This is a genomic window from Sporosarcina sp. 179-K 3D1 HS, from assembly GCF_047228905.1.
GTDB lineage: Bacteria > Bacillota > Bacilli > Bacillales_A > Planococcaceae > Sporosarcina.
Genome location: NZ_JBFEGI010000003.1, coordinates 352,691 through 369,700 on the forward strand (window position 1 = coordinate 352,691; position 17,010 = coordinate 369,700).

Here is a 17,010-nt window from a genome sequence, read left to right on the forward strand (position 1 = left end):
AATCCATCATTTTTGTTTTAATAAAAGCTGAAGGGCCAATTTCATATACCCTTCCGTATCATGTTCCTCTTTCTCAAGCTTCGGTTTGATCTTCGCCATTTCCCGCTGCGAGTAACCAAGTGCTTCGAGAGCAAGCATCGCTTCATCCAATGCGCCGTTTTCTGCCATTGTCAATAATGTGACTTCTTCATCCGGCAGTTCAATTTCCGTAAAGAGATCATGCAGCTTGCCTTTCAGGTCCAAGATCATCTGGCGAGCCGTTTTTTTACCAACGCCAGGAAATTGGACGAGGAATGATTCATCCTCCCGTTCAATGGCGCCCATCACTTGGGAAGGGATCCCACTCGCCAAGATGGCCAACGCCCCTTTCGGCCCAATCCCCGAAACAGTGATCAATTTTTTAAACAGTTCCCGTTGCTCAAGCGTCTTAAAGCCAAGAAGCATCTGGGTGTCTTCCCGCACATGCATATAAGTGAACACTTGTTGCATCTCTTCTGTTTTATGAAAAGCATACGGATTCGGCGTCAGGATTTGATAGCCAACCCCGCCTTGCTCCAACGTAATATACTCGGGTGTCACTCGGGTGACAATCCCTTTTATGTAATCGTACACCAATTTCTCCCCCTATAAATGAGGTATTCTGAACACATTTTTCAATGTAGCGTTTATTATACCATACGAACGCACTTTCCATCTTGTTTCATAAATCGATGATAGACTATCCGTTTGGGGTTATGAGCGCTGCTTAGGATTTATAAGCGGTTGCCACGAATTATAAGCGCTGGAGTGAAGTTATAGGCGGTCCGCGCGACTTATGAGCGCCTGCGTAAAGTTATAAGCGATTCTCGCGACTTATGAGCGCTGACGAGGAGTTATGAGCGGACCCCGAGATTTATTAGCGTTTGCGAGAAGTTATGAGCAGTCCTCCACATTTTATCAGCGCACTCAAATAGCTTTGCACCCACCCCCAATGGAAATAGCGAAGAACTTCATTGATTAGAAAAGGGCCATCCAGCTTTCCCGGACAGCCCCATTCCTGAGGAATCAACAGTCCAACAGTATTTGCACGGAAATTTTGAATAGAAACCTTGTTGTAACAACGTTTAAAGATCGACGCTCTCGAAGACGATAATGATGTGCAAGATATCTATTACACTGCGAGTGAGTAGAGATGTTGGGATTTGGAATATAGAGTTCGAGCGCACAAAAAGCACCCTATCCATTGTGGACGAATGCTTTTTTAATTGTCTTTTTCTACTGTGGTGAAATACTACAGTACATTTTTAGAAAAAAAGATGTCATGCGTGTTCCCTCTGAGCGCCAACTCTTAGAGAACCGATAGCCCACTGTTCGCACCAGTGAAACAACACATTACATAAACAACAGAAATCAGATTTTAAAAAATCCTATAGCCAATCCCTTCCAAATGTAATATGATTATTCAAAATAAATACGGAGGGAAATTTTTGAAAAAAACATGGAGCTTTCTTTTAGCTGTTCTGATGTTATTCGCCTTTTATTCTTCGTTTGCTTATGCAGTAGGTGATTCTACTCCACCTGTTATTGAGGAAGTAAAGATTTTGACGCCGGTCGTTAAACCTGGTAGTAAAGTGAAGATTCAAGTAAAAGCTTATGATGATATCTCTGGTATACGAAGCTTTTCTTTTGATTTTAAATCTCCAAGTAATAATAACTTCTTCTCTACTTATATATACGTCGACGAATACGAGGAACTTTCCAAAACTTACATATTTGACAGTAATGAGCTTAGCCGATATGCCGAGCATGGGAACTGGTATTTAGAGAGTATATACGTAAGGGATTTTGCCGGGAACTTTAGATCTATAACAAATTATCAACATGCCGATTTCTTGAAAGATCTATACTTTACAATCGATCCAAACACCCCGATTGAAGACAGTGAGGACCCAGATGTAAACGATGGATTCAAGTCGTGGGAGCCAAAAACAAACGTAGATTTAAATAAAGAATTCACCATTACATTCAATACGGATTTTGATATTAAAACAATCCTAGAGAAAAATATTTACGTTACAGATTCTACTGGCAACAGAGTACCTTTACTATTTATCATAGATCGAAGCACAGACTTACAATCCAGCAAGGTCACCATTGCCCCTGTTGGTTCGTATAGAGCGGACAGCACGTATACGTTGTATATCAAAGATATCCTTTCCAGATCCGGAAAAACATTGAATGAAAATGTAAAAATGCGTTTTACTACAGTAAAATAAAAAGGCGACCTATCCATGATCGGACGGGTCGCTTTTTATCTTATTCCTTCTCTAAATCCGCTACCACCTTCATCAAAACGCTCGTAAACTGCTCCCGCATCAACGGCTCTTTCGGACGTTCGCCGTTCATATAACCCTTTTTTTTATCGAGTGCTGCCATCAGGTAAAAAATGGAGGTCGCTAACAAGGATTTTTTCAAAGAGGCAATCCAAAAAAAAGAGCAAGAGTTGATTAGAAGTGATGTACGTACTGATATTTGCCCCTTTTCTCTAAATATGGATAAACAAAAAGAACGCCCGCAGGGGTCGTTCCGAAATTGTTACCATGAAATATATTCTATTTTACTTCTCAACATTTTCCTTCATAAACTCTTCGTTTAACACTCCCAAAGAATCCTCATTCCAACCTTTAAACCTATAGATTCTTTTGGTTATTTTCCTACCTGCGCCATTTATCCCTAAACTTGCACTTGATTCGTTAGCGTTTAATCCTATATTGCCATCTCCGCTAAGATCGTAGTATTCCTCAATTTCTACCTCGTCAGCAGATTCTATCCGTCTAGCAATTGCAAGTTCTTGTGCAACCTTGGCTTGTGACTCAGAGATCCGGTTAGCTAATTCTTGTCTTGCTGCTTCTTCTTCTAACTCAGCAATAGTACCGCTATCGTTAAGGCGCTTAGATTTTCCAATTGCAGTAGTCAGCGCCTCGCTTATTAAATACGAAGTTGGATTAAGGGCGAATAATCCGATTTTAGCCGCTTTAGCAAATCCATTTTCTTTAATCATTCAATATCCCCTCCCTTTCATCCACATTTCGACAGAGGGAGAGAGATGTCCTGCTAACTCGTCATAACTCCCTTAGCAATGAAATACAATTAAACAGGAGGTAACCAATGTGGACGATAATAAAAAACTAGCAATCGAACTAGCGAAAGCGCTTATCCAAAACAACAACGTTAAACCGGTTTCCGGTACGGGTAATAACCGAGATGAATCAAGGTCAATAACTTACATCATAGGGGATTCAAATTTTTCATTTTTCGAAATAGCATCCCACTTCTTAGATAACATTAAGAATATTGAAGAATACTACTAAGAGCCTTAAGCGGTTCTTTTTTTGACATTAAAAATACACCTTAGCGGATGTTATTGTTCTCGCACATTATGATCCAAATGTGATATTAAAAAGAGAACCAGTCATTGTTTTAACGGTTCTCCAAAATTTTATGACTTGTTAACTAACTACCATTTTGCCGAGGCGTTTGAGACACTGCCGTCCCTCGGCTTCGTAAGAAACCCATAATTGATAAAGAGGGACGGGAAAGTTGGCCTCGAAACGCTAAGGAGGCGGGGGCTGCATTAAAAAAGTCGGAGTATCGTTGCGCAATAGACGAAAACCATATTCCTTTTCTTTCTAAGGTAACAAACAAGCTGTTCATGGAGGCTCACTATTTGGTTCCTCTTTCTCTACAGGGAGATTATTCAGATGACTTGGATCGAGTAGAAAACATTAAGAGCCTTTGCCCGAATTGTCATAAAGCCATCTACCATGCTAAGGATTATTGCGCTCACTACCACTATTACAATGTCAGAGAGAATAGTTAGCCCTATGCTCCAATCCCATTCTCTTATTATGGTTTGCGTATGTTTGCAAGAGTGGTTTTTATTGATCGTCGGATAAATGACTTGCTACAGGTAATCTATTCATTTTTTAGATCTCCCCAAGTTCATTAGCGGGCTGCTCATCCTTCCCATTTCAACAATTTCCTCATCCTGTAGAGATTCCAAGTAAATTTTTGTTGTGTTAATGGAATTATGCCCAAGCAGGCGACTTAGACTGTAGATGTCCATTGATCCTTGCAACATCTTTTGTGCGAAGTAATGCCGTATTGTATGAGGACTGCATCTAATGTGACTTCTTACATTTGCCCGCTCTCCCGCAAGCCTAACAACCCTCTCCAAAGCCTCTACGGTCAACGTTAGACACCTATAAGAGACAAAATAATTACTGTGGGTCAAAAGTTTATCTTTAAAGTATTCCTGCTTCATTCTTTCGTATTTCAAAATATTTTTTTAAAGAATTGGGCATATTGGAACGGATCTCTCTTTCCTACCTTTTCCAGTTATTTTTATATTTGTTTCCAGAACATCATAATGGTGAATATCAATTAATTCTGATGCTCTTATTCCTAGATCTGCAAAGAACATTATTATTATTTTATTTCGCATATTCATCCATGAATTTGTTTTGTAAACTTGAATCATTTTTCCGATTTCCATATCATTAAATGTTTGAATAACTGGATTGTCTTGCCTCATCCAATTTACTTTTAAAGCAGGATTATTTTTTTCTGAAATATAACCTTCCTCAATACAATACACGAAAAATGATCTGATATTTTTTAATATCCCATTGATTTAAGTTGCTTTCCTTCCCAATCCCTTTAAATACGTAAAGTATGACTTAATGTGAATCGGTCTAACTTCTTCTAATTCCTCAATCTCAAAATCTGTTGCTATGAATCTAAAGAAAGCTAAGTTGTTATTTCTATAACCTCTTATGGTTCGATGGGAATAGTTCTTTGATTCAATGTCATAAATAAACTCTTTTAAAACATCTACTAACAACAAAAAAGACACCTCCTGTTAAGTTTGTTTTTCAACAATACTTGACGGAAATGTCTTTTTTGAATGTCATAAGAAAATCAGGTTTATTTTTACATGTATATCGTTACAAAACCGATATTTCTACATGTTAAAACAATGATAACCCACTTCAAACCCTTGATGTATCAACGCCGGCCAGCCCATACCTTATTCACTCGCATTATGATAAACATCTTGAACGTCGTCATCGTCTTCAAGTGCGTCAATCATTTTTTCGAAAAGCTCTTCGTTTTCTGCTGAAAGTTCATTGTACATGGAAGGAACCATTTCAATTTCCGCGGAAACGAATTCAATCCCCTCTTCCTCCATGGCACCTTTAACACTCAGAAAGTCTGAAGGCGTTGTTAGTACTTCGAACCCCTCTTCAGTAGACACGATATCTTCCGCTCCTGCTTCAAGTGCCGCCATCATGACGGCATCTTCGTCGGTCTCCGCCGTTCGTTCAATAAAGAGACGACCTTTTCGATCGAAGAGATAACTGACCGATCCGCTTTCCCCGAGGCTTCCGCCGTTTTTATTGAAAGCGACCCGAACATTCGGCGCGGTCCGATTGCGGTTTTCCGTTAGGCAATACACCAAGACGGCGACGCCCCCGGGACCGTACCCCTCATAGATGACTTCTTCATAATGTTCAGCTGCCCCCGCTCCTGTCGCTTTGTCGATTGCCCGTTTAATGACATCGTTCGGAACGTTGGCGCTTTTTGCTTTTTCAATGGCTAACCGAAGTGCAGCGTTGGAATCCACATCCGGACCACCCGCTTTTGCAGCGACGTATATTTCTTTCGACATCTTCTGGAAAATCTTCCCCCGCTTTGCATCTTGCGCACCTTTTCGGGCCTGAATATTTTTCCACTTGGAATGTCCTGCCATGACTTCACTCCTCATACATTGATCCGTTCTACATCATACCATAGTTTCGGCCAATGAGAGAGCGCGTTCTGCGTAAACGGTACGAGCCGGTTGGCTTGCCTGGTCCTACTTTCTGCGGGCAATGTAAATAAATGAAGCCATTCTCGAAGCAGTTCATTCGGATACAGGAGGAGCGGCAACAAGTCCTGATCCAATTCCTTTAAACTTGGCTGTTCATCAAACAAGAATTCAATATCGTACCCGATTTGAGGTAGCACCCGATGGATCCACAGAGCAACCTCTGTTCCGGCCGGACCCGAACAAGCCAGGTCAAAGTCGATGAATCGGATCATGCCGGAAGGGTCCCGAAGAATATTATGATGGACTACATCGCCATGCAGCAGCGTAGGATCTTTCGTTCCAATATAGGATTTTCGAATAATGCTCATCGCTTCGATTGCATAGAGCAAAATATCATCGACTAATCCCTTCTCGATAAATGATTCACATGCACCTCGGATATCATGGAAACGTTCGATTCGATCTTCCCATTTTGCGACGAGTGGATGAATATGCAGATAAGGCGAGACGTGCCAATCAAGCTCCTTTTTTGTGGCATGCAAGGCTTGGAGGGCAGCAAGGGAATCCGTCCGGTCTGCCCTTTTTTTGAAATTAACGGCCTTTGCTCCCTCCAGCCAAGGTTGTATGAAAGTAAGAGGGCTTTCTCCATCCTCCGGCATAACCGGGACAATATGCGGAAAAGCAATCGAGCGTAATTGATCATGGATATATCGAACTTTCATAGCGGTAGACATCGAGCGATACCGCTTTACCGAAAAACAATTTCCGGCTTTTTCCCACTTCCATACATTTTCTTTTATTTGTTTATATCGCTCATCCAGTGCCATACACCGGTTATTAGTCTCCGTACCAATTATACCCATAAGGATGGGCAGTCATATGGCAAGAACACGGATGCATGACGTGGATCGGTGACATCATCGGCATGGTGTGTCCTGTTCCACAACCACACCCGCATCCATGTCCATGTCCATGTCCACACCCGCAACCATGCTGATATGGCATCGCTGCCGGCATTGGCATGACAGGATAGCTCCATTGCTCAGGCTGCATGGCTGGCGATATGGCTTGCGGGACATACCCCTGTTCCGGCGGGCAATAAGCGGATTCAATATCTGTCGTGTAATCGGCGTCGATATCTGGTGACTCGAGCATTTTCCACCCTTCCGCAGCGAATCGAGGCATCGGCGGCGGGGACGCGGCAGGCATGACGGGTGCCATTGGCATCTCTGGAAGCATCGGAGATTCATCCATATCCATATCCATATCCATCACTGGCGACACTTCATGCATCGATTCCATTGGAACAAGTGGTGCCTGCATTGCTTGAATCTGGCCGGCGTGCATGAATGGATAGCAATCTGCATCAAAGATCGGAAGACAACCACAAGGAATGCTAATAATCGGCTGATAGCAAGGCTGCATTGGCAGCATTTGTGGCATTTGTGGCATTTGCGGCATCTGCGGCATCTGCGGCATTTGCGGCATCTGTGGCATCTGTGGCATCTGTGGCATCTGCGGCATCTGTGGCATCTGTGGCATCTGTGGCATCTGTGGCATCTGTGGCATCTGCGGCATCTGTGGCATCTGCGGCATTGGCATTTCAATTACAGGCGGCGACGGCGGTGCGACAGGCGGCTGCTCGGGCATCATTTCCGGCGCAGATGGCAACGGAATCGGTGCAGCAGGCGCGGTCGGCTTTTTCTGCGGTGGTTTAGCAGCTGGCGGCGTAGGAGCCACCCCTTTTTCCATCGGCTTTGCAGGAGCCTTTTTCTCTCCTTTTTTTCCATGCGTGGCGGGCAAGAAAATTTTCATGCCGGGTACGATATAATCCGGGTTTGCCAGATGTGCATTCACCCGTTTCAACTCCTCAAACGGGATCCCGTACTGTCTAGCAATTTTCCACAAGGTATCCCCTTTAACAACAACATGAACATCCACTTACATATTTCCCCCTTCCATCATTTCATCGTATGAACAGACGCCCTGCTTTGTGACGCCTAATTTAAGTCGCAAGGCGGGACCTCCCTCTTGCCATGTATATGAAGAAGAAGGCTGCAGTATACGGTGGAAACGGTGCCAGCCGCGGTTCCGGTAGATAAAAAAACGCCACGCTTGATTAGCGTGACGATGACTTTTCATATGTATGGTAGGAACCGAGCGAATGGACCGAGCAATTCAAAGCAGCGAGTTCTTCGAGCGCCCCTTTCATCATCGGCTGTTCTTCATTTTCCAAGACATCGATGATGAAAAAATAATTGCCCAAACCGGTTTTCATCGGCCTCGATTCAATTTTGCTCAAATTCAGACGGCGCCATGCAAAGACGGACAAGATTTGATGCAAGACACCCGGCCGGTCCTCATCCGGCAATTTAATCATCAATGTCGTTTTACCGCTTTCTGACTTTCCTTCCAATTCCAAAATTTCTTTACGCAAGGACAGCACTACAAAACGGGTATGATTGATCCGGAAATCATGGATGCTCTCTTCAGCAATCCGCAAGCCGTATTTCTCGGCCGCCAACCGGTTGCCGATCGCGGCAATCCGCTCTTCCGGATGTTCGTTAATGTATTTCGCGGCTGCTGCAGTGGAAGTCGTTTGAATTAGCGGAACACGACGGAAATGATTCTGCAAGTATTTATGGCATTGCGCCAATGCATGCGGATGGGAATGGATGGACTCCAACTCATTGACATGATCAAGCTGCCGTTCATGAATCAAAAGATGCTGTTCAATTGGGATGGACAATTCCGCATTGATGAACAGGTCACTTCCGTGGAATAAATAATCCATTGTCATGGGAACCGACCCTTCCAACGCATTTTCCATCGGGACGACCGCATACGCAACATGGCCCGCTGCTACCGCTTCAATACAATCGGGAATCGTATGCTGTGGCACCAACCCCGTTGTCCCGAATAAATGGGTCGCGGCAATATGGGTGAATGAACCCTCAGGTCCCAAATAGGCGACCGTTGGTGAAAATGTTGAATTTTTCATAATTGTATCCTCCAATTATTCCAATCAATACAATGCCGCTCCAAAAGACGGAACGGCAGTACAAATAATTTATTCTACCCCCAGCCCGGCTTAAATAGCGCCTGAACTAACCAATACGACGGAATCGACGAATTCCGGCGCCTTGAGCCGTTGCAAAAACTCTTCCAGTTTAATGGACATTTCCGTCACATTGAGGGACAAAGTGATGTTTGCCCGAGCTTGGACCGGAATCGTCTGGTGAATGGTTAATACATTGCATTTCGCTTCCGAGATAATCCGGAGCAATGTGGCGAGCGAGCCTTTCCGATCTTCTAACTGTATGAAGATAGTCACGATCCTCTCACTCGTGATCGATTCAAATGGAAATACGGTATCGCGATACTTATAAAAGGCGCTGCGAGACAAGCCGACTCTTTTCGTCGCCTCTTGTATCGTCGTTTCCTCCCCGCTCGCAAGCAATCGTTTGGCCTCCAGCATCTTCTGCATGGATTCGGTCAATGCGTCTTCCCTGACCAAATAGAAATGCCCTTCCCCCAAATGTTTCATCACGATCCCCCTTGGACAGTTTCTTTTTTATCTATAGAGGTTCACAAAAGTCCGACGAATAGCCAGTCCACGGATGCAATTCATCGGAATCCTTCCGATACGGACAGTCAATCGGACTGTGTTATTCAATAAATTCAAATTCGAAGTTGAGAATCCGGACGATATCGCCATCTTTCGCACCACGTTCCCGTAGGGCATCATCTACACCCATCCCCCGCATTTGTCTAGCAAATTTCTTGACGGATTGATCGAAATTGAAATCGGTCATCTTGAATAAGCGTTCAATAGTGTATCCTGACAAGACATACGCTCCATCGTCATCACGGGAAATTTCAAAATCAGGCGTTTCCGATTCATGCTTGTATAATACCGAATGCTCTTCATCTTCGACAATTTCGTGAATAGGAAATTCAGGTGTCGTTTCCAGGAGATCCGCGACCGCAAATAAAAGATCATCCAAACCTTTCCTGGTGAGGGCTGAGATCGGGAAGATTTGTGCCTCATCATCGTCCAATTTTTCCTTGAAACGTTGCAAGTTCTCTTCTGCGTCAGGCATGTCCATTTTGTTTGCGACGATAAGTTGTGGCCTTTCGGTGAGCCGGAGGTTGTACTTTTCCAGCTCTTCATTGATTGTCACAAAATCCTCATACGGATCGCGACCTTCGAGCCCAGACATATCAATCACATGAATGATCACCCGAGTCCGTTCGATATGGCGCAGGAATTGATGACCCAATCCGACCCCTTCATGTGCCCCTTCGATCAGGCCTGGCAAATCCGCCAATGCGAAGGCACGTCCATCTTCCGTTTCCACCATGCCGAGATTCGGCACAAGTGTGGTGAAATGGTAATCAGCAATTTTAGGTTTTGCTGCAGACACAACCGACAACAAAGTCGATTTGCCGACGCTTGGAAAACCGACGAGGCCAGCGTCCGCCAACACTTTCAGTTCCAGGACGACTTCCCGTTCCATGCCCGGCTCGCCCATTTCGGACAGTTCAGGCGCCGGATTTCGGGGAGTGGCGAAGCGGCTGTTCCCCCGACCGCCACGGCCGCCTTTCGCGATGACCGCTTTTTGACCATGTTCCACGAGATCCGCAATGATATTTCCACTTTCTGCATCGGTCACGACCGTGCCGGGCGGAACCTTGACGACCATATCGGACGCTCCCCGGCCGTGCTGATTTTTGCTGCCCCCGTTTTCTCCTGACGGCGCCTTGAAATGGCGTTGGTAACGAAAATCCATCAAGGTGCGCAGCCCTTCATCTACAATGAACACGACGTCTCCGCCACGACCACCATCACCGCCGGCAGGACCGCCGTAGGCAATATATTTCTCTCGACGGAATGCGACCATTCCATCACCGCCGTCACCGCCTTTTACATATACCTTTACGTGATCGACAAACATTGATTGATATCCTCCTATTGTCCACGTACCGTGAACATCCATTGATTATGTGAAATTGACTCGTCGACCGAAAACGCACCCACTGGCACAGGGGCAGGACTCAGATTTCCCACTGGTCCATCGACTTGGAACCGGATGAACCAATCTGTCTTTGAAGCATGGACATCAATCTGCAATTCATAAGCCGCCGTCACATCCAACTGCTTCACTGCTTCCTGGAACACCGCCTCCAGATAATCCACAAGCAATTCGTCCTCAACATGTCCGACCGCATGCCGAACATCGCAACTCACCGTAGTTGTAAATGAAGCGAACCGCCAGCTGAAAGTACTGAGCCAAATGGCCGTTTTCGGGAGCCCCAACTTATCCAACACGGCAGTTTGACGAATTCGCCCCGTCGCAGCGTGAATGGTGTTCTTGGCCTCGAGTAATTGGCCCAGATCGATATGCATCAGAATTAACTGAAGTTCATTTAAAAAGTCATGCCTTGCAAATTTTAACGTTTCTGCCACAGACAACTGTTTATTTTCCAATCTTCCTTCACCGCCAACTCTTACATGTATATAGTATAGCATTACCCTCCCTTTTTACGCCAAAAGATTTGATGAGGTTTTTCAAAGCAGGATGGATTAGGTGACGGGGTTGGGTTGGTTGTGAGATATGAGCAGGGAGGGAGTTATGGGCGTTCCGACGGAGATATGAGCGCCTGTGTAGAGTTATAAGCGGTCCGAAAAAGATATGAGCGCCTGTGAAAAGTTATGAGCGCTCCGAAAAAGATATGAGCGCCTGTGAAAAGTTATGGGCGTTCCGCAGGAAATATGAGCGTCCGCGCACTCCGAGATTTCATTCAAACCAACAATAAATAAAAAAAGACCGCACAAGGCGGTCTTTTCCAATCATTATGCTTCCTGTGCAACAGGGTACACGCTGACTTTCTTTTTGTCACGGCCGTAACGTTCGAAACGAACAACGCCGTCCACTTTTGCGAATAGAGTATCGTCTCCACCGCGACCTACGTTTTCACCAGGGTGAATTTTTGTGCCGCGTTGGCGGTAAAGGATCGAGCCACCAGAAACGAATTGACCGTCTGCACGTTTTGCACCAAGACGTTTCGATTCTGAGTCACGACCGTTCTTTGTCGAACCTACCCCTTTTTTCGATGCGAAAAATTGAAGATCCAAGCGTAGCATTTGTTTCACCTCCTATTTGATAAATCGTATCTGTATATGCTGTCCATAATCCTGTTCGATCGTCTGCAAGGAAACGACCATCGCTTTGAGTATCACTTGGATGTCATGGTCGGCTTCGTGTCCTTCCGGGAACTCGACTTGCAAGTAGCCGCCGTCCGATCCTTGTTGGATGGATGGCGTCAGTCCCGTCAAGGCGATCACCGCATTGACAGCGCCAAATGAAACTGCAGAGGCGCCGGCACAGACCAGGTCTTTGCCGTGCTCCGCATAATCCGCATGGCCTTTCATTTCAAACGAACGAATCCGGCCGGACGACTGTTCATGAATCGTTACTTCGATCATGTCAAATTACAGATTGATCCCGTCAATGACGACTTTCGTGTATGGTTGACGATGACCTTGTTTTTTGTGGTAGTTCTTTTTCGGTTTGTATTTGTATACCGTAATTTTCTTACCGCGCCCTTGTTTCACAATTTTAGCTGTTACAGTTGCGCCTTCTACGAATGGAGCACCGACTTTCACGTCATCTCCGCCTACAAATAGGACTTTGTCGAAAGTGACGACTTCGTCAGCTTCACCTACCAATTTCTCGATGAAGATTTCCTGACCTTGTTCCACTTTGACTTGTTTTCCGCCAGTTTCAATGATTGCGTACATACCCTGCACCTCCCCTTTATACTCAGACTCGCCTTCCGAGGTGATCCGAAAACGGATGCTTGTACCTTTTCAGTGCGGTTGTAGCACGGGTGCTACAAACAATAACATTTGAATATTACCATATTGAAAGTTTTACGTCAAGCGGTTCCTTTTCAATCGTTCATAAGCCATTCCATATTTACGGAACCGAAACGCCGAGATGTTTTGTAAGAGAAGGAACAGGGAGAGCAGCAAATAGGGAATGGTTTCCGGCAGATTAACGGAAAGGATGGTACTTGCTACGAATAAAAAGAAAATGGAATGAATCAAAAAATAAGACCGGATTTGATAGCGATTCTCCTCTTTTTCAAGCATTGCACATAGCGCTTGTCCGCCATCCAATGGAAGAATCGGCAATAAGTTAAGGTACAGCAATGCCTGTTGGATGAACATCATCTGCTCATTCCCCGGAAACGGAATGACCACAGTTACCAGTAATAGGAAAGACGTGGCCGCCGGACCGCCTAAAGCGACAAGGAGCTGATCCCGCTTTGGCGCCAACTGCCGATCCGGAATAATTAATTCCCCGCCATATGGCATGATCGTACAAGAGCGGACCCGCATGCCGACAAACCTCGCCGCCAACAGATGTCCCGCTTCATGGAACAGCAAGGAAATGAAAAGGAGGGCATACATGGCAATGCCCCCCGTTACGATGAGAAAAAGAAAAAATGGTAATAACACCGGATGAAGCCTTATTCTCATTTGCCTTCTCCTGAAAAATAGGTCGGCATCAGGGAGGCATCCAACGGTACGCCGTCACGCTTCACCATTAAAAAGACTGTCCCTTCTCCCATCATGGCGAGCGTGTCCCCTCGCTTGACAGTCGTGTAAGGCAACTTCGAAAAGGTTTCGACAAAGCCGTACGTCACCTCATCTCCATCGTCGTAGAGAACTGTTATCGTCTTTCCGGATTGCCGGGTAAATCCGGTGAACACGACGAGCCCATTCCCTTGTGCTTCGATTGGTAAAGATTGCGGATAAGAAACAATGACACCATTCTTGTACGGCTGCATGGAATCATAGCCTGAAAACGGTTGCTCCTGATGAGGATCACCCGCCATGACAGCAATGGTATCGGTATCCGGATCGCCGACCATGGAAGCGATCCATTTCTTAATAGCAACAAAATCTTTACCGGAAGTGACGTATGGCGTGACGGGTTTTTGGATAACCCCCTGACTTTCCATCTTGGCGACACCGTAAACCCCGATCGTTAACAGGATTGCCAAGACCCACTTCGTCCTCCATTTCATCCGTCCGCACCACCCGTTTTTTTCAGTATATGACGGGGGTAGCTGGAATAGTAGGTGGAATTAAAAAACCGACTCCCTACAAGACGGGAGCCAGGAACTTAAAAACCTCCGACCGTCAGTCGAAGGTTCTATCTTCATCTAGCAAAAATGGATTTTAATTTCCCAAGGAATCCGGGTCTTCCCGTATCGAGGGACATTAACGGAACTGATTCGCCGAGGATGCGGCGCGCGATGTTCCGGTAGCCGATCGCTGCAGGGTTGGCCGGATTCATGACGACCGGTTCCCCTTTATTCGACGAGCTGATGACATTCTCATCGTCCAATATGATTCCAAGCAAATCAATGGAAAGATGGGTCGTAATTTCATTGACATCCAACGCATCCCCCGAATTCATGAGCTGCCGTTTAATCCGGTTGATGATCAACTTAGGAGGTTCAATATCCTCCGCCTCCAGCAATCCGATAATCCGGTCGGCATCCCGGACAGCCGAGATTTCCGGCGTCGTGACGACAATGGCGCTATCCGCACCGGCGACCGCATTTTTATAGCCTTGCTCAATCCCCGCGGGACAATCTATTAAAATATAATCATAATCGCGCTTCAATTCGGTGATCAAAGCCTTCATCTGTTCGGCAGTGACCGCATTTTTATCGGTTGTTTGGGCGGCCGGCAATAAGAACAAACCATCTTCAAACCGTTTATCTTTGACAAGCGCCTGATGGACTTTACACCGGCCTTCAATGACATCGACCAAATCATAAATGATTCGATTTTCCAGCCCCAGGATGACATCCAAGTTCCGCAGACCGATGTCCGTATCGACCAAGCACACTTTTCTGCCTTGAAGAGCCAGCGCTGTCCCGAGATTTGCCGAGGTCGTCGTCTTGCCGACGCCGCCCTTACCGGACGTTATTACAATCGCTTCTCCCAAATTAGCTTCCTCCTTTGAACGATGATAGACCTGGCCGGAGATTCCGTAATTCCTGCAGGCGATCGATGGCAATAAATCCGTTCGAATGCAAATAAGCGCATTCCATTTCCGGATGTTCAGATAAGATCGTTAATTCATCTGTCATCGTTTCCAATTTATCGGCAATCTTAAGATGGGTGGCTTCGAGCCAGGAAGCGGCGATCACTGCCTGCTCGTTCCCGTTCGCCCCCGCATGTGCCATTCCTTTCAAACGTCCGAGGACAAAAATATTGCCCACTGCAATGACCTGTCCATTCGGATTGACATCGCCAATGACGACCAAATCGCCATCCGCCTGGATCACCTGACCAGAACGGACGATACCGACAAATGTCTCCGATTGCTGCTCCATCACTTTACGATTACACTCTTCCATCGTGATCACATCACTTTTAATTTTCGAGACACGTAGATTCGGAGATTCTTGAATGACGTCCATGATCTCCCGTAATTCCTCCTCAGTGCAAAAGCGGTTGCCTGTATGGACCCGCACTTCCGCAAGTCCCTCCAAGGCACTGTCCTGCACTTTATTGCGGAGCTCTGAAATCAGGTCCGAATACGCGCATTTATCATCAAGACGAAGGACAAGGCCATCTTTCGTCCCTTTGATCGTCACATATTGCTGCTTCGTCACTTGCGACACCCCGCAGTCCCCTTCATTCATAGAATTTCGCCCTGCCGTTGCAATATCCTCTTATCTATCAAATTTTTAAATAGCCAACCGAAAAGGGCGATGAATATCGAGTTGGCGATCATCGTCGGCACTAGCCGGCTTGATATGAATTCGTCGAACCCGATCGACGTCAATGAAACCAATGCGGCAAAAAAATAAGAAAGCAATTCAAGAACCGCAATGAGAAATAATATCAATAAAATGACCGTCATCATATGCTGATGCACCTGACGGATAATCAAGGATGCAATAAAACAAATTAACGGAAAGAGAAATGCATATAACCCAATAATATCAATGTGAAACATATCATACAAGAGTCCGAGAATGATTCCATACACGATTGCACGCTGTCGGCTGTAGAAAACGGTGATGAAAATGAGATAAATGATGACGAACCGAGGAACGAGCGTATAGCGCTCCCCTCCAAGCTCGATCGGCGAAAACAGGCTGAATACCGGTTCCAGAAAAAAGAGAAGGACGGCAATAAGAGGGATGATGAACCGGCTCATGATCCATCCTCCCCCTCCGTACCTGCCGTCCCGTTCCCGTCGGTTCCATCAACCGTTTCGGTTTGGCGCTTCGCAACCATCACATGATCCAGCATCGAAAAGTCAGCCGCCGGACGAATATACACCAATTTCGTCAAGCCATAATCATCGGTCGACACTTCTGTCACTTCCCCGATGAGAAGACCGGCCGGGAAGATGCCGCCCAGTCCGGAGGATATTACCTTTTGCCCCACCTCAACCTCAAAGGAAGAATCAATCCGTTTCATAATCAATTCACGGCGTGTCCGATCATACCCCTCAATCAAGCCAAAGGCAGGCTTTTCTCCCGGGATGACGGCAGCGACTCGAAAATTCCGATTTTCAGTTGACAACAATTCCACGGTTGAGGTGAACTTATTCACTAAGATGATCTTTCCAATCAATCCATTGGCAGTGATGACAGCCATATTTTCCTTGATTCCATGGACTGCGCCTTTGTCAATGATGATTTTCTCTTCCCATTGGTCAGGATTTCGGGAGATGACCGTCGCATGGACCGGTTCGTAGGCACGCAAATTCTCTTCTTTGCCGATGATGTCGCGCAAGCGTTTATTTTCGGCTTGCACATCCTTCAAAGCAGCCTGATTTTCGGCATATTCGGTCAAACGCGCTTTCAACCGTTTGTTTTCTTCATATGTATTCAATATTCCATCTATATTTCCGATGACGTTCGTAACATAATGCGTCGGCTTCGAAAAAAGGGACTGCCCAAAGCCGACGACATCATTTACAATTTGCTCCGGTAGGGAGGCATTTTGCCGGTCTCGTAAGGAGAATGATATTAATGCCACGAGGACAATGATGCCCACGAGCAATAAAATCAATCGTTTATTTGAAAAAAATCGCGGCATTGCCCTACTCCTC

23 protein-coding genes, 1 pseudogene and 1 other annotated feature are annotated in these 17,010 nt (G+C 45.6%); of the genes and pseudogenes, 3 read left to right on the plus strand and 21 right to left on the minus strand.

Annotated features, from left to right (window positions below; all coding sequences use genetic code 11):
- Positions 1-6: 6 nt before the first annotated feature.
- Positions 7-612: a Holliday junction branch migration protein RuvA gene (gene ruvA / locus AB1K83_RS06875; RefSeq protein ID WP_413057412.1), complete on the minus strand. Its 606-nt coding sequence runs from the start codon at positions 610-612 to the stop codon at positions 7-9.
- 854 nt (positions 613-1,466) lie between these two features.
- Between ruvA and AB1K83_RS06880 the strand changes: the two genes are divergently transcribed.
- The gene (locus AB1K83_RS06880) at positions 1,467-2,255 is read left to right on the plus strand and encodes an Ig-like domain-containing protein (RefSeq protein ID WP_413057413.1); all 789 of its coding nucleotides are present in this window, start codon (positions 1,467-1,469) and stop codon (positions 2,253-2,255) included.
- A 40-nt stretch (positions 2,256-2,295) separates the two neighbouring features.
- Here the strand turns inward: AB1K83_RS06880 and AB1K83_RS06885 are convergent, their stop codons facing one another.
- Together AB1K83_RS06885 and AB1K83_RS06890 are read right to left on the minus strand one after the other, a co-directional pair.
- Positions 2,296-2,454: a hypothetical protein gene (locus tag AB1K83_RS06885; RefSeq protein ID WP_413057414.1), complete on the minus strand. Its 159-nt coding sequence runs from the start codon at positions 2,452-2,454 to the stop codon at positions 2,296-2,298.
- A gap of 142 nt (positions 2,455-2,596) precedes the next feature.
- Positions 2,597-3,040, minus strand: a complete 444-nt coding sequence (locus tag AB1K83_RS06890) for a hypothetical protein (RefSeq protein WP_413057415.1) — start codon at positions 3,038-3,040, stop codon at positions 2,597-2,599.
- A 109-nt stretch (positions 3,041-3,149) separates the two neighbouring features.
- On the opposite strand from AB1K83_RS06890, the gene AB1K83_RS06895 reads away from it, so the two are divergent.
- Positions 3,150-3,350: a hypothetical protein gene (locus AB1K83_RS06895; protein WP_413057416.1), complete on the plus strand. Its 201-nt coding sequence runs from the start codon at positions 3,150-3,152 to the stop codon at positions 3,348-3,350.
- A 341-nt stretch (positions 3,351-3,691) separates the two neighbouring features.
- On the plus strand, positions 3,692-3,859 hold the full coding sequence (locus AB1K83_RS06900; protein WP_413057417.1) for an HNH endonuclease: 168 nt from the start codon (positions 3,692-3,694) through the stop codon (positions 3,857-3,859).
- Positions 3,860-3,958: 99 nt separating this feature from the next.
- On the opposite strand, the pseudogene AB1K83_RS06905 reads toward AB1K83_RS06900, so the two are convergent.
- The 18 genes and pseudogenes from AB1K83_RS06905 to mreC all read right to left on the minus strand — a co-directional run bounded on the left by AB1K83_RS06905 (position 3,959) and on the right by mreC (position 16,997).
- Positions 3,959-4,573, minus strand: a pseudogene (locus AB1K83_RS06905) (tyrosine-type recombinase/integrase).
- Positions 4,574-4,672: 99 nt separating this feature from the next.
- Complete coding sequence (locus AB1K83_RS06910; RefSeq protein ID WP_413057418.1) at positions 4,673-4,885, minus strand: site-specific integrase; 213 nt, start codon at positions 4,883-4,885, stop codon at positions 4,673-4,675.
- A 183-nt stretch (positions 4,886-5,068) separates the two neighbouring features.
- A complete protein-coding gene (locus tag AB1K83_RS06915) occupies positions 5,069-5,791 on the minus strand; it encodes a YebC/PmpR family DNA-binding transcriptional regulator (RefSeq protein ID WP_413057419.1) in 723 nt (240 codons plus the stop codon).
- 11 nt (positions 5,792-5,802) lie between these two features.
- Positions 5,803-6,714 carry a phosphotransferase gene (locus AB1K83_RS06920; protein WP_413057420.1) on the minus strand — a complete coding sequence of 304 codons (912 nt, stop codon included), beginning with the start codon at positions 6,712-6,714 and terminating at the stop codon, positions 5,803-5,805.
- Positions 6,689-7,792 (minus strand): LysM peptidoglycan-binding domain-containing protein, encoded by a 1,104-nt coding sequence (locus AB1K83_RS06925; RefSeq protein ID WP_413057421.1) that lies wholly within the window; start codon positions 7,790-7,792, stop codon positions 6,689-6,691. The genes AB1K83_RS06920 and AB1K83_RS06925 overlap by 26 nt, the downstream gene beginning before the upstream one ends.
- Positions 7,793-7,970: 178 nt before the next feature.
- Positions 7,971-8,852 (minus strand): prephenate dehydratase, encoded by an 882-nt coding sequence (gene pheA / locus AB1K83_RS06930; RefSeq protein WP_413057422.1) that lies wholly within the window; start codon positions 8,850-8,852, stop codon positions 7,971-7,973.
- Between the two features lie 90 nt (positions 8,853-8,942).
- Positions 8,943-9,398, minus strand: a complete 456-nt coding sequence (locus AB1K83_RS06935) for an ACT domain-containing protein (protein ID WP_413057423.1) — start codon at positions 9,396-9,398, stop codon at positions 8,943-8,945.
- A gap of 121 nt (positions 9,399-9,519) precedes the next feature.
- Positions 9,520-10,809 (minus strand): GTPase ObgE, encoded by a 1,290-nt coding sequence (obgE, locus tag AB1K83_RS06940; RefSeq protein WP_413057424.1) that lies wholly within the window; start codon positions 10,807-10,809, stop codon positions 9,520-9,522.
- Between the two features lie 14 nt (positions 10,810-10,823).
- Positions 10,824-11,384 carry a Spo0B domain-containing protein gene (locus AB1K83_RS06945; protein WP_413057425.1) on the minus strand — a complete coding sequence of 187 codons (561 nt, stop codon included), beginning with the start codon at positions 11,382-11,384 and terminating at the stop codon, positions 10,824-10,826.
- Between the two features lie 324 nt (positions 11,385-11,708).
- Positions 11,709-11,999: a 50S ribosomal protein L27 gene (gene rpmA / locus AB1K83_RS06950; RefSeq protein WP_413057426.1), complete on the minus strand. Its 291-nt coding sequence runs from the start codon at positions 11,997-11,999 to the stop codon at positions 11,709-11,711.
- A gap of 12 nt (positions 12,000-12,011) precedes the next feature.
- Entirely contained in the window at positions 12,012-12,341 is a 330-nt protein-coding gene (locus AB1K83_RS06955) for a ribosomal-processing cysteine protease Prp (protein WP_413057427.1), read from the minus strand.
- Positions 12,342-12,347: 6 nt separating this feature from the next.
- Entirely contained in the window at positions 12,348-12,656 is a 309-nt protein-coding gene (gene rplU / locus AB1K83_RS06960; RefSeq protein WP_413057428.1) for a 50S ribosomal protein L21, read from the minus strand.
- 14 nt (positions 12,657-12,670) lie between these two features.
- Positions 12,671-12,746: a sequence feature (ribosomal protein L21 leader region), on the minus strand.
- A 42-nt stretch (positions 12,747-12,788) separates the two neighbouring features.
- Entirely contained in the window at positions 12,789-13,400 is a 612-nt protein-coding gene (locus AB1K83_RS06965) for a site-2 protease family protein (protein ID WP_413057429.1), read from the minus strand.
- Entirely contained in the window at positions 13,397-13,951 is a 555-nt protein-coding gene (locus AB1K83_RS06970; protein WP_413057430.1) for a peptidoglycan DD-metalloendopeptidase family protein, read from the minus strand. The genes AB1K83_RS06965 and AB1K83_RS06970 overlap by 4 nt, the downstream gene beginning before the upstream one ends.
- 134 nt (positions 13,952-14,085) lie before the next feature.
- Positions 14,086-14,883 (minus strand): septum site-determining protein MinD, encoded by a 798-nt coding sequence (gene minD, locus AB1K83_RS06975; protein ID WP_413057431.1) that lies wholly within the window; start codon positions 14,881-14,883, stop codon positions 14,086-14,088.
- 1 nt (position 14,884) lies between these two features.
- Positions 14,885-15,586 (minus strand): septum site-determining protein MinC, encoded by a 702-nt coding sequence (minC, locus tag AB1K83_RS06980; protein ID WP_413057432.1) that lies wholly within the window; start codon positions 15,584-15,586, stop codon positions 14,885-14,887.
- Positions 15,583-16,107 carry a rod shape-determining protein MreD gene (gene mreD / locus AB1K83_RS06985; protein ID WP_413057433.1) on the minus strand — a complete coding sequence of 175 codons (525 nt, stop codon included), beginning with the start codon at positions 16,105-16,107 and terminating at the stop codon, positions 15,583-15,585. Before mreD ends, minC begins: the two co-directional genes overlap by 4 nt.
- Positions 16,104-16,997, minus strand: coding sequence for a rod shape-determining protein MreC (gene mreC / locus AB1K83_RS06990; protein WP_413057434.1), 894 nt, complete (start codon positions 16,995-16,997; stop codon positions 16,104-16,106). Before mreC ends, mreD begins: the two co-directional genes overlap by 4 nt.
- Positions 16,998-17,010 lie beyond the last annotated feature (13 nt).

What these genes read in the sequence shown, in the direction of transcription:
- AB1K83_RS06890 (WP_413057415.1), bottom strand. Translation starts at nt 3,040, where the DNA reads ATGATTAAAGAAAATGGATTTGCTAAAGCGGCTAAAATCGGATTATTC.
- AB1K83_RS06900 (WP_413057417.1), top strand. Translation starts at nt 3,692, where the DNA reads ATGGAGGCTCACTATTTGGTTCCTCTTTCTCTACAGGGAGATTATTCA.
- AB1K83_RS06915 (WP_413057419.1), bottom strand. Translation starts at nt 5,791, where the DNA reads ATGGCAGGACATTCCAAGTGGAAAAATATTCAGGCCCGAAAAGGTGCG.
- AB1K83_RS06920 (WP_413057420.1), bottom strand. Translation starts at nt 6,714, where the DNA reads ATGGGTATAATTGGTACGGAGACTAATAACCGGTGTATGGCACTGGAT.
- pheA (WP_413057422.1), bottom strand. Translation starts at nt 8,852, where the DNA reads ATGAAAAATTCAACATTTTCACCAACGGTCGCCTATTTGGGACCTGAG.
- AB1K83_RS06935 (WP_413057423.1), bottom strand. Translation starts at nt 9,398, where the DNA reads ATGAAACATTTGGGGGAAGGGCATTTCTATTTGGTCAGGGAAGACGCA.
- obgE (WP_413057424.1), bottom strand. Translation starts at nt 10,809, where the DNA reads ATGTTTGTCGATCACGTAAAGGTATATGTAAAAGGCGGTGACGGCGGT.
- AB1K83_RS06945 (WP_413057425.1), bottom strand. Translation starts at nt 11,384, where the DNA reads ATGCTATACTATATACATGTAAGAGTTGGCGGTGAAGGAAGATTGGAA.
- rpmA (WP_413057426.1), bottom strand. Translation starts at nt 11,999, where the DNA reads ATGCTACGCTTGGATCTTCAATTTTTCGCATCGAAAAAAGGGGTAGGT.
- AB1K83_RS06955 (WP_413057427.1), bottom strand. Translation starts at nt 12,341, where the DNA reads ATGATCGAAGTAACGATTCATGAACAGTCGTCCGGCCGGATTCGTTCG.
- rplU (WP_413057428.1), bottom strand. Translation starts at nt 12,656, where the DNA reads ATGTACGCAATCATTGAAACTGGCGGAAAACAAGTCAAAGTGGAACAA.
- AB1K83_RS06965 (WP_413057429.1), bottom strand. Translation starts at nt 13,400, where the DNA reads ATGAGAATAAGGCTTCATCCGGTGTTATTACCATTTTTTCTTTTTCTC.
- AB1K83_RS06970 (WP_413057430.1), bottom strand. Translation starts at nt 13,951, where the DNA reads ATGAAATGGAGGACGAAGTGGGTCTTGGCAATCCTGTTAACGATCGGG.
- minC (WP_413057432.1), bottom strand. Translation starts at nt 15,586, where the DNA reads ATGAATGAAGGGGACTGCGGGGTGTCGCAAGTGACGAAGCAGCAATAT.
- mreD (WP_413057433.1), bottom strand. Translation starts at nt 16,107, where the DNA reads ATGAGCCGGTTCATCATCCCTCTTATTGCCGTCCTTCTCTTTTTTCTG.
- mreC (WP_413057434.1), bottom strand. Translation starts at nt 16,997, where the DNA reads ATGCCGCGATTTTTTTCAAATAAACGATTGATTTTATTGCTCGTGGGC.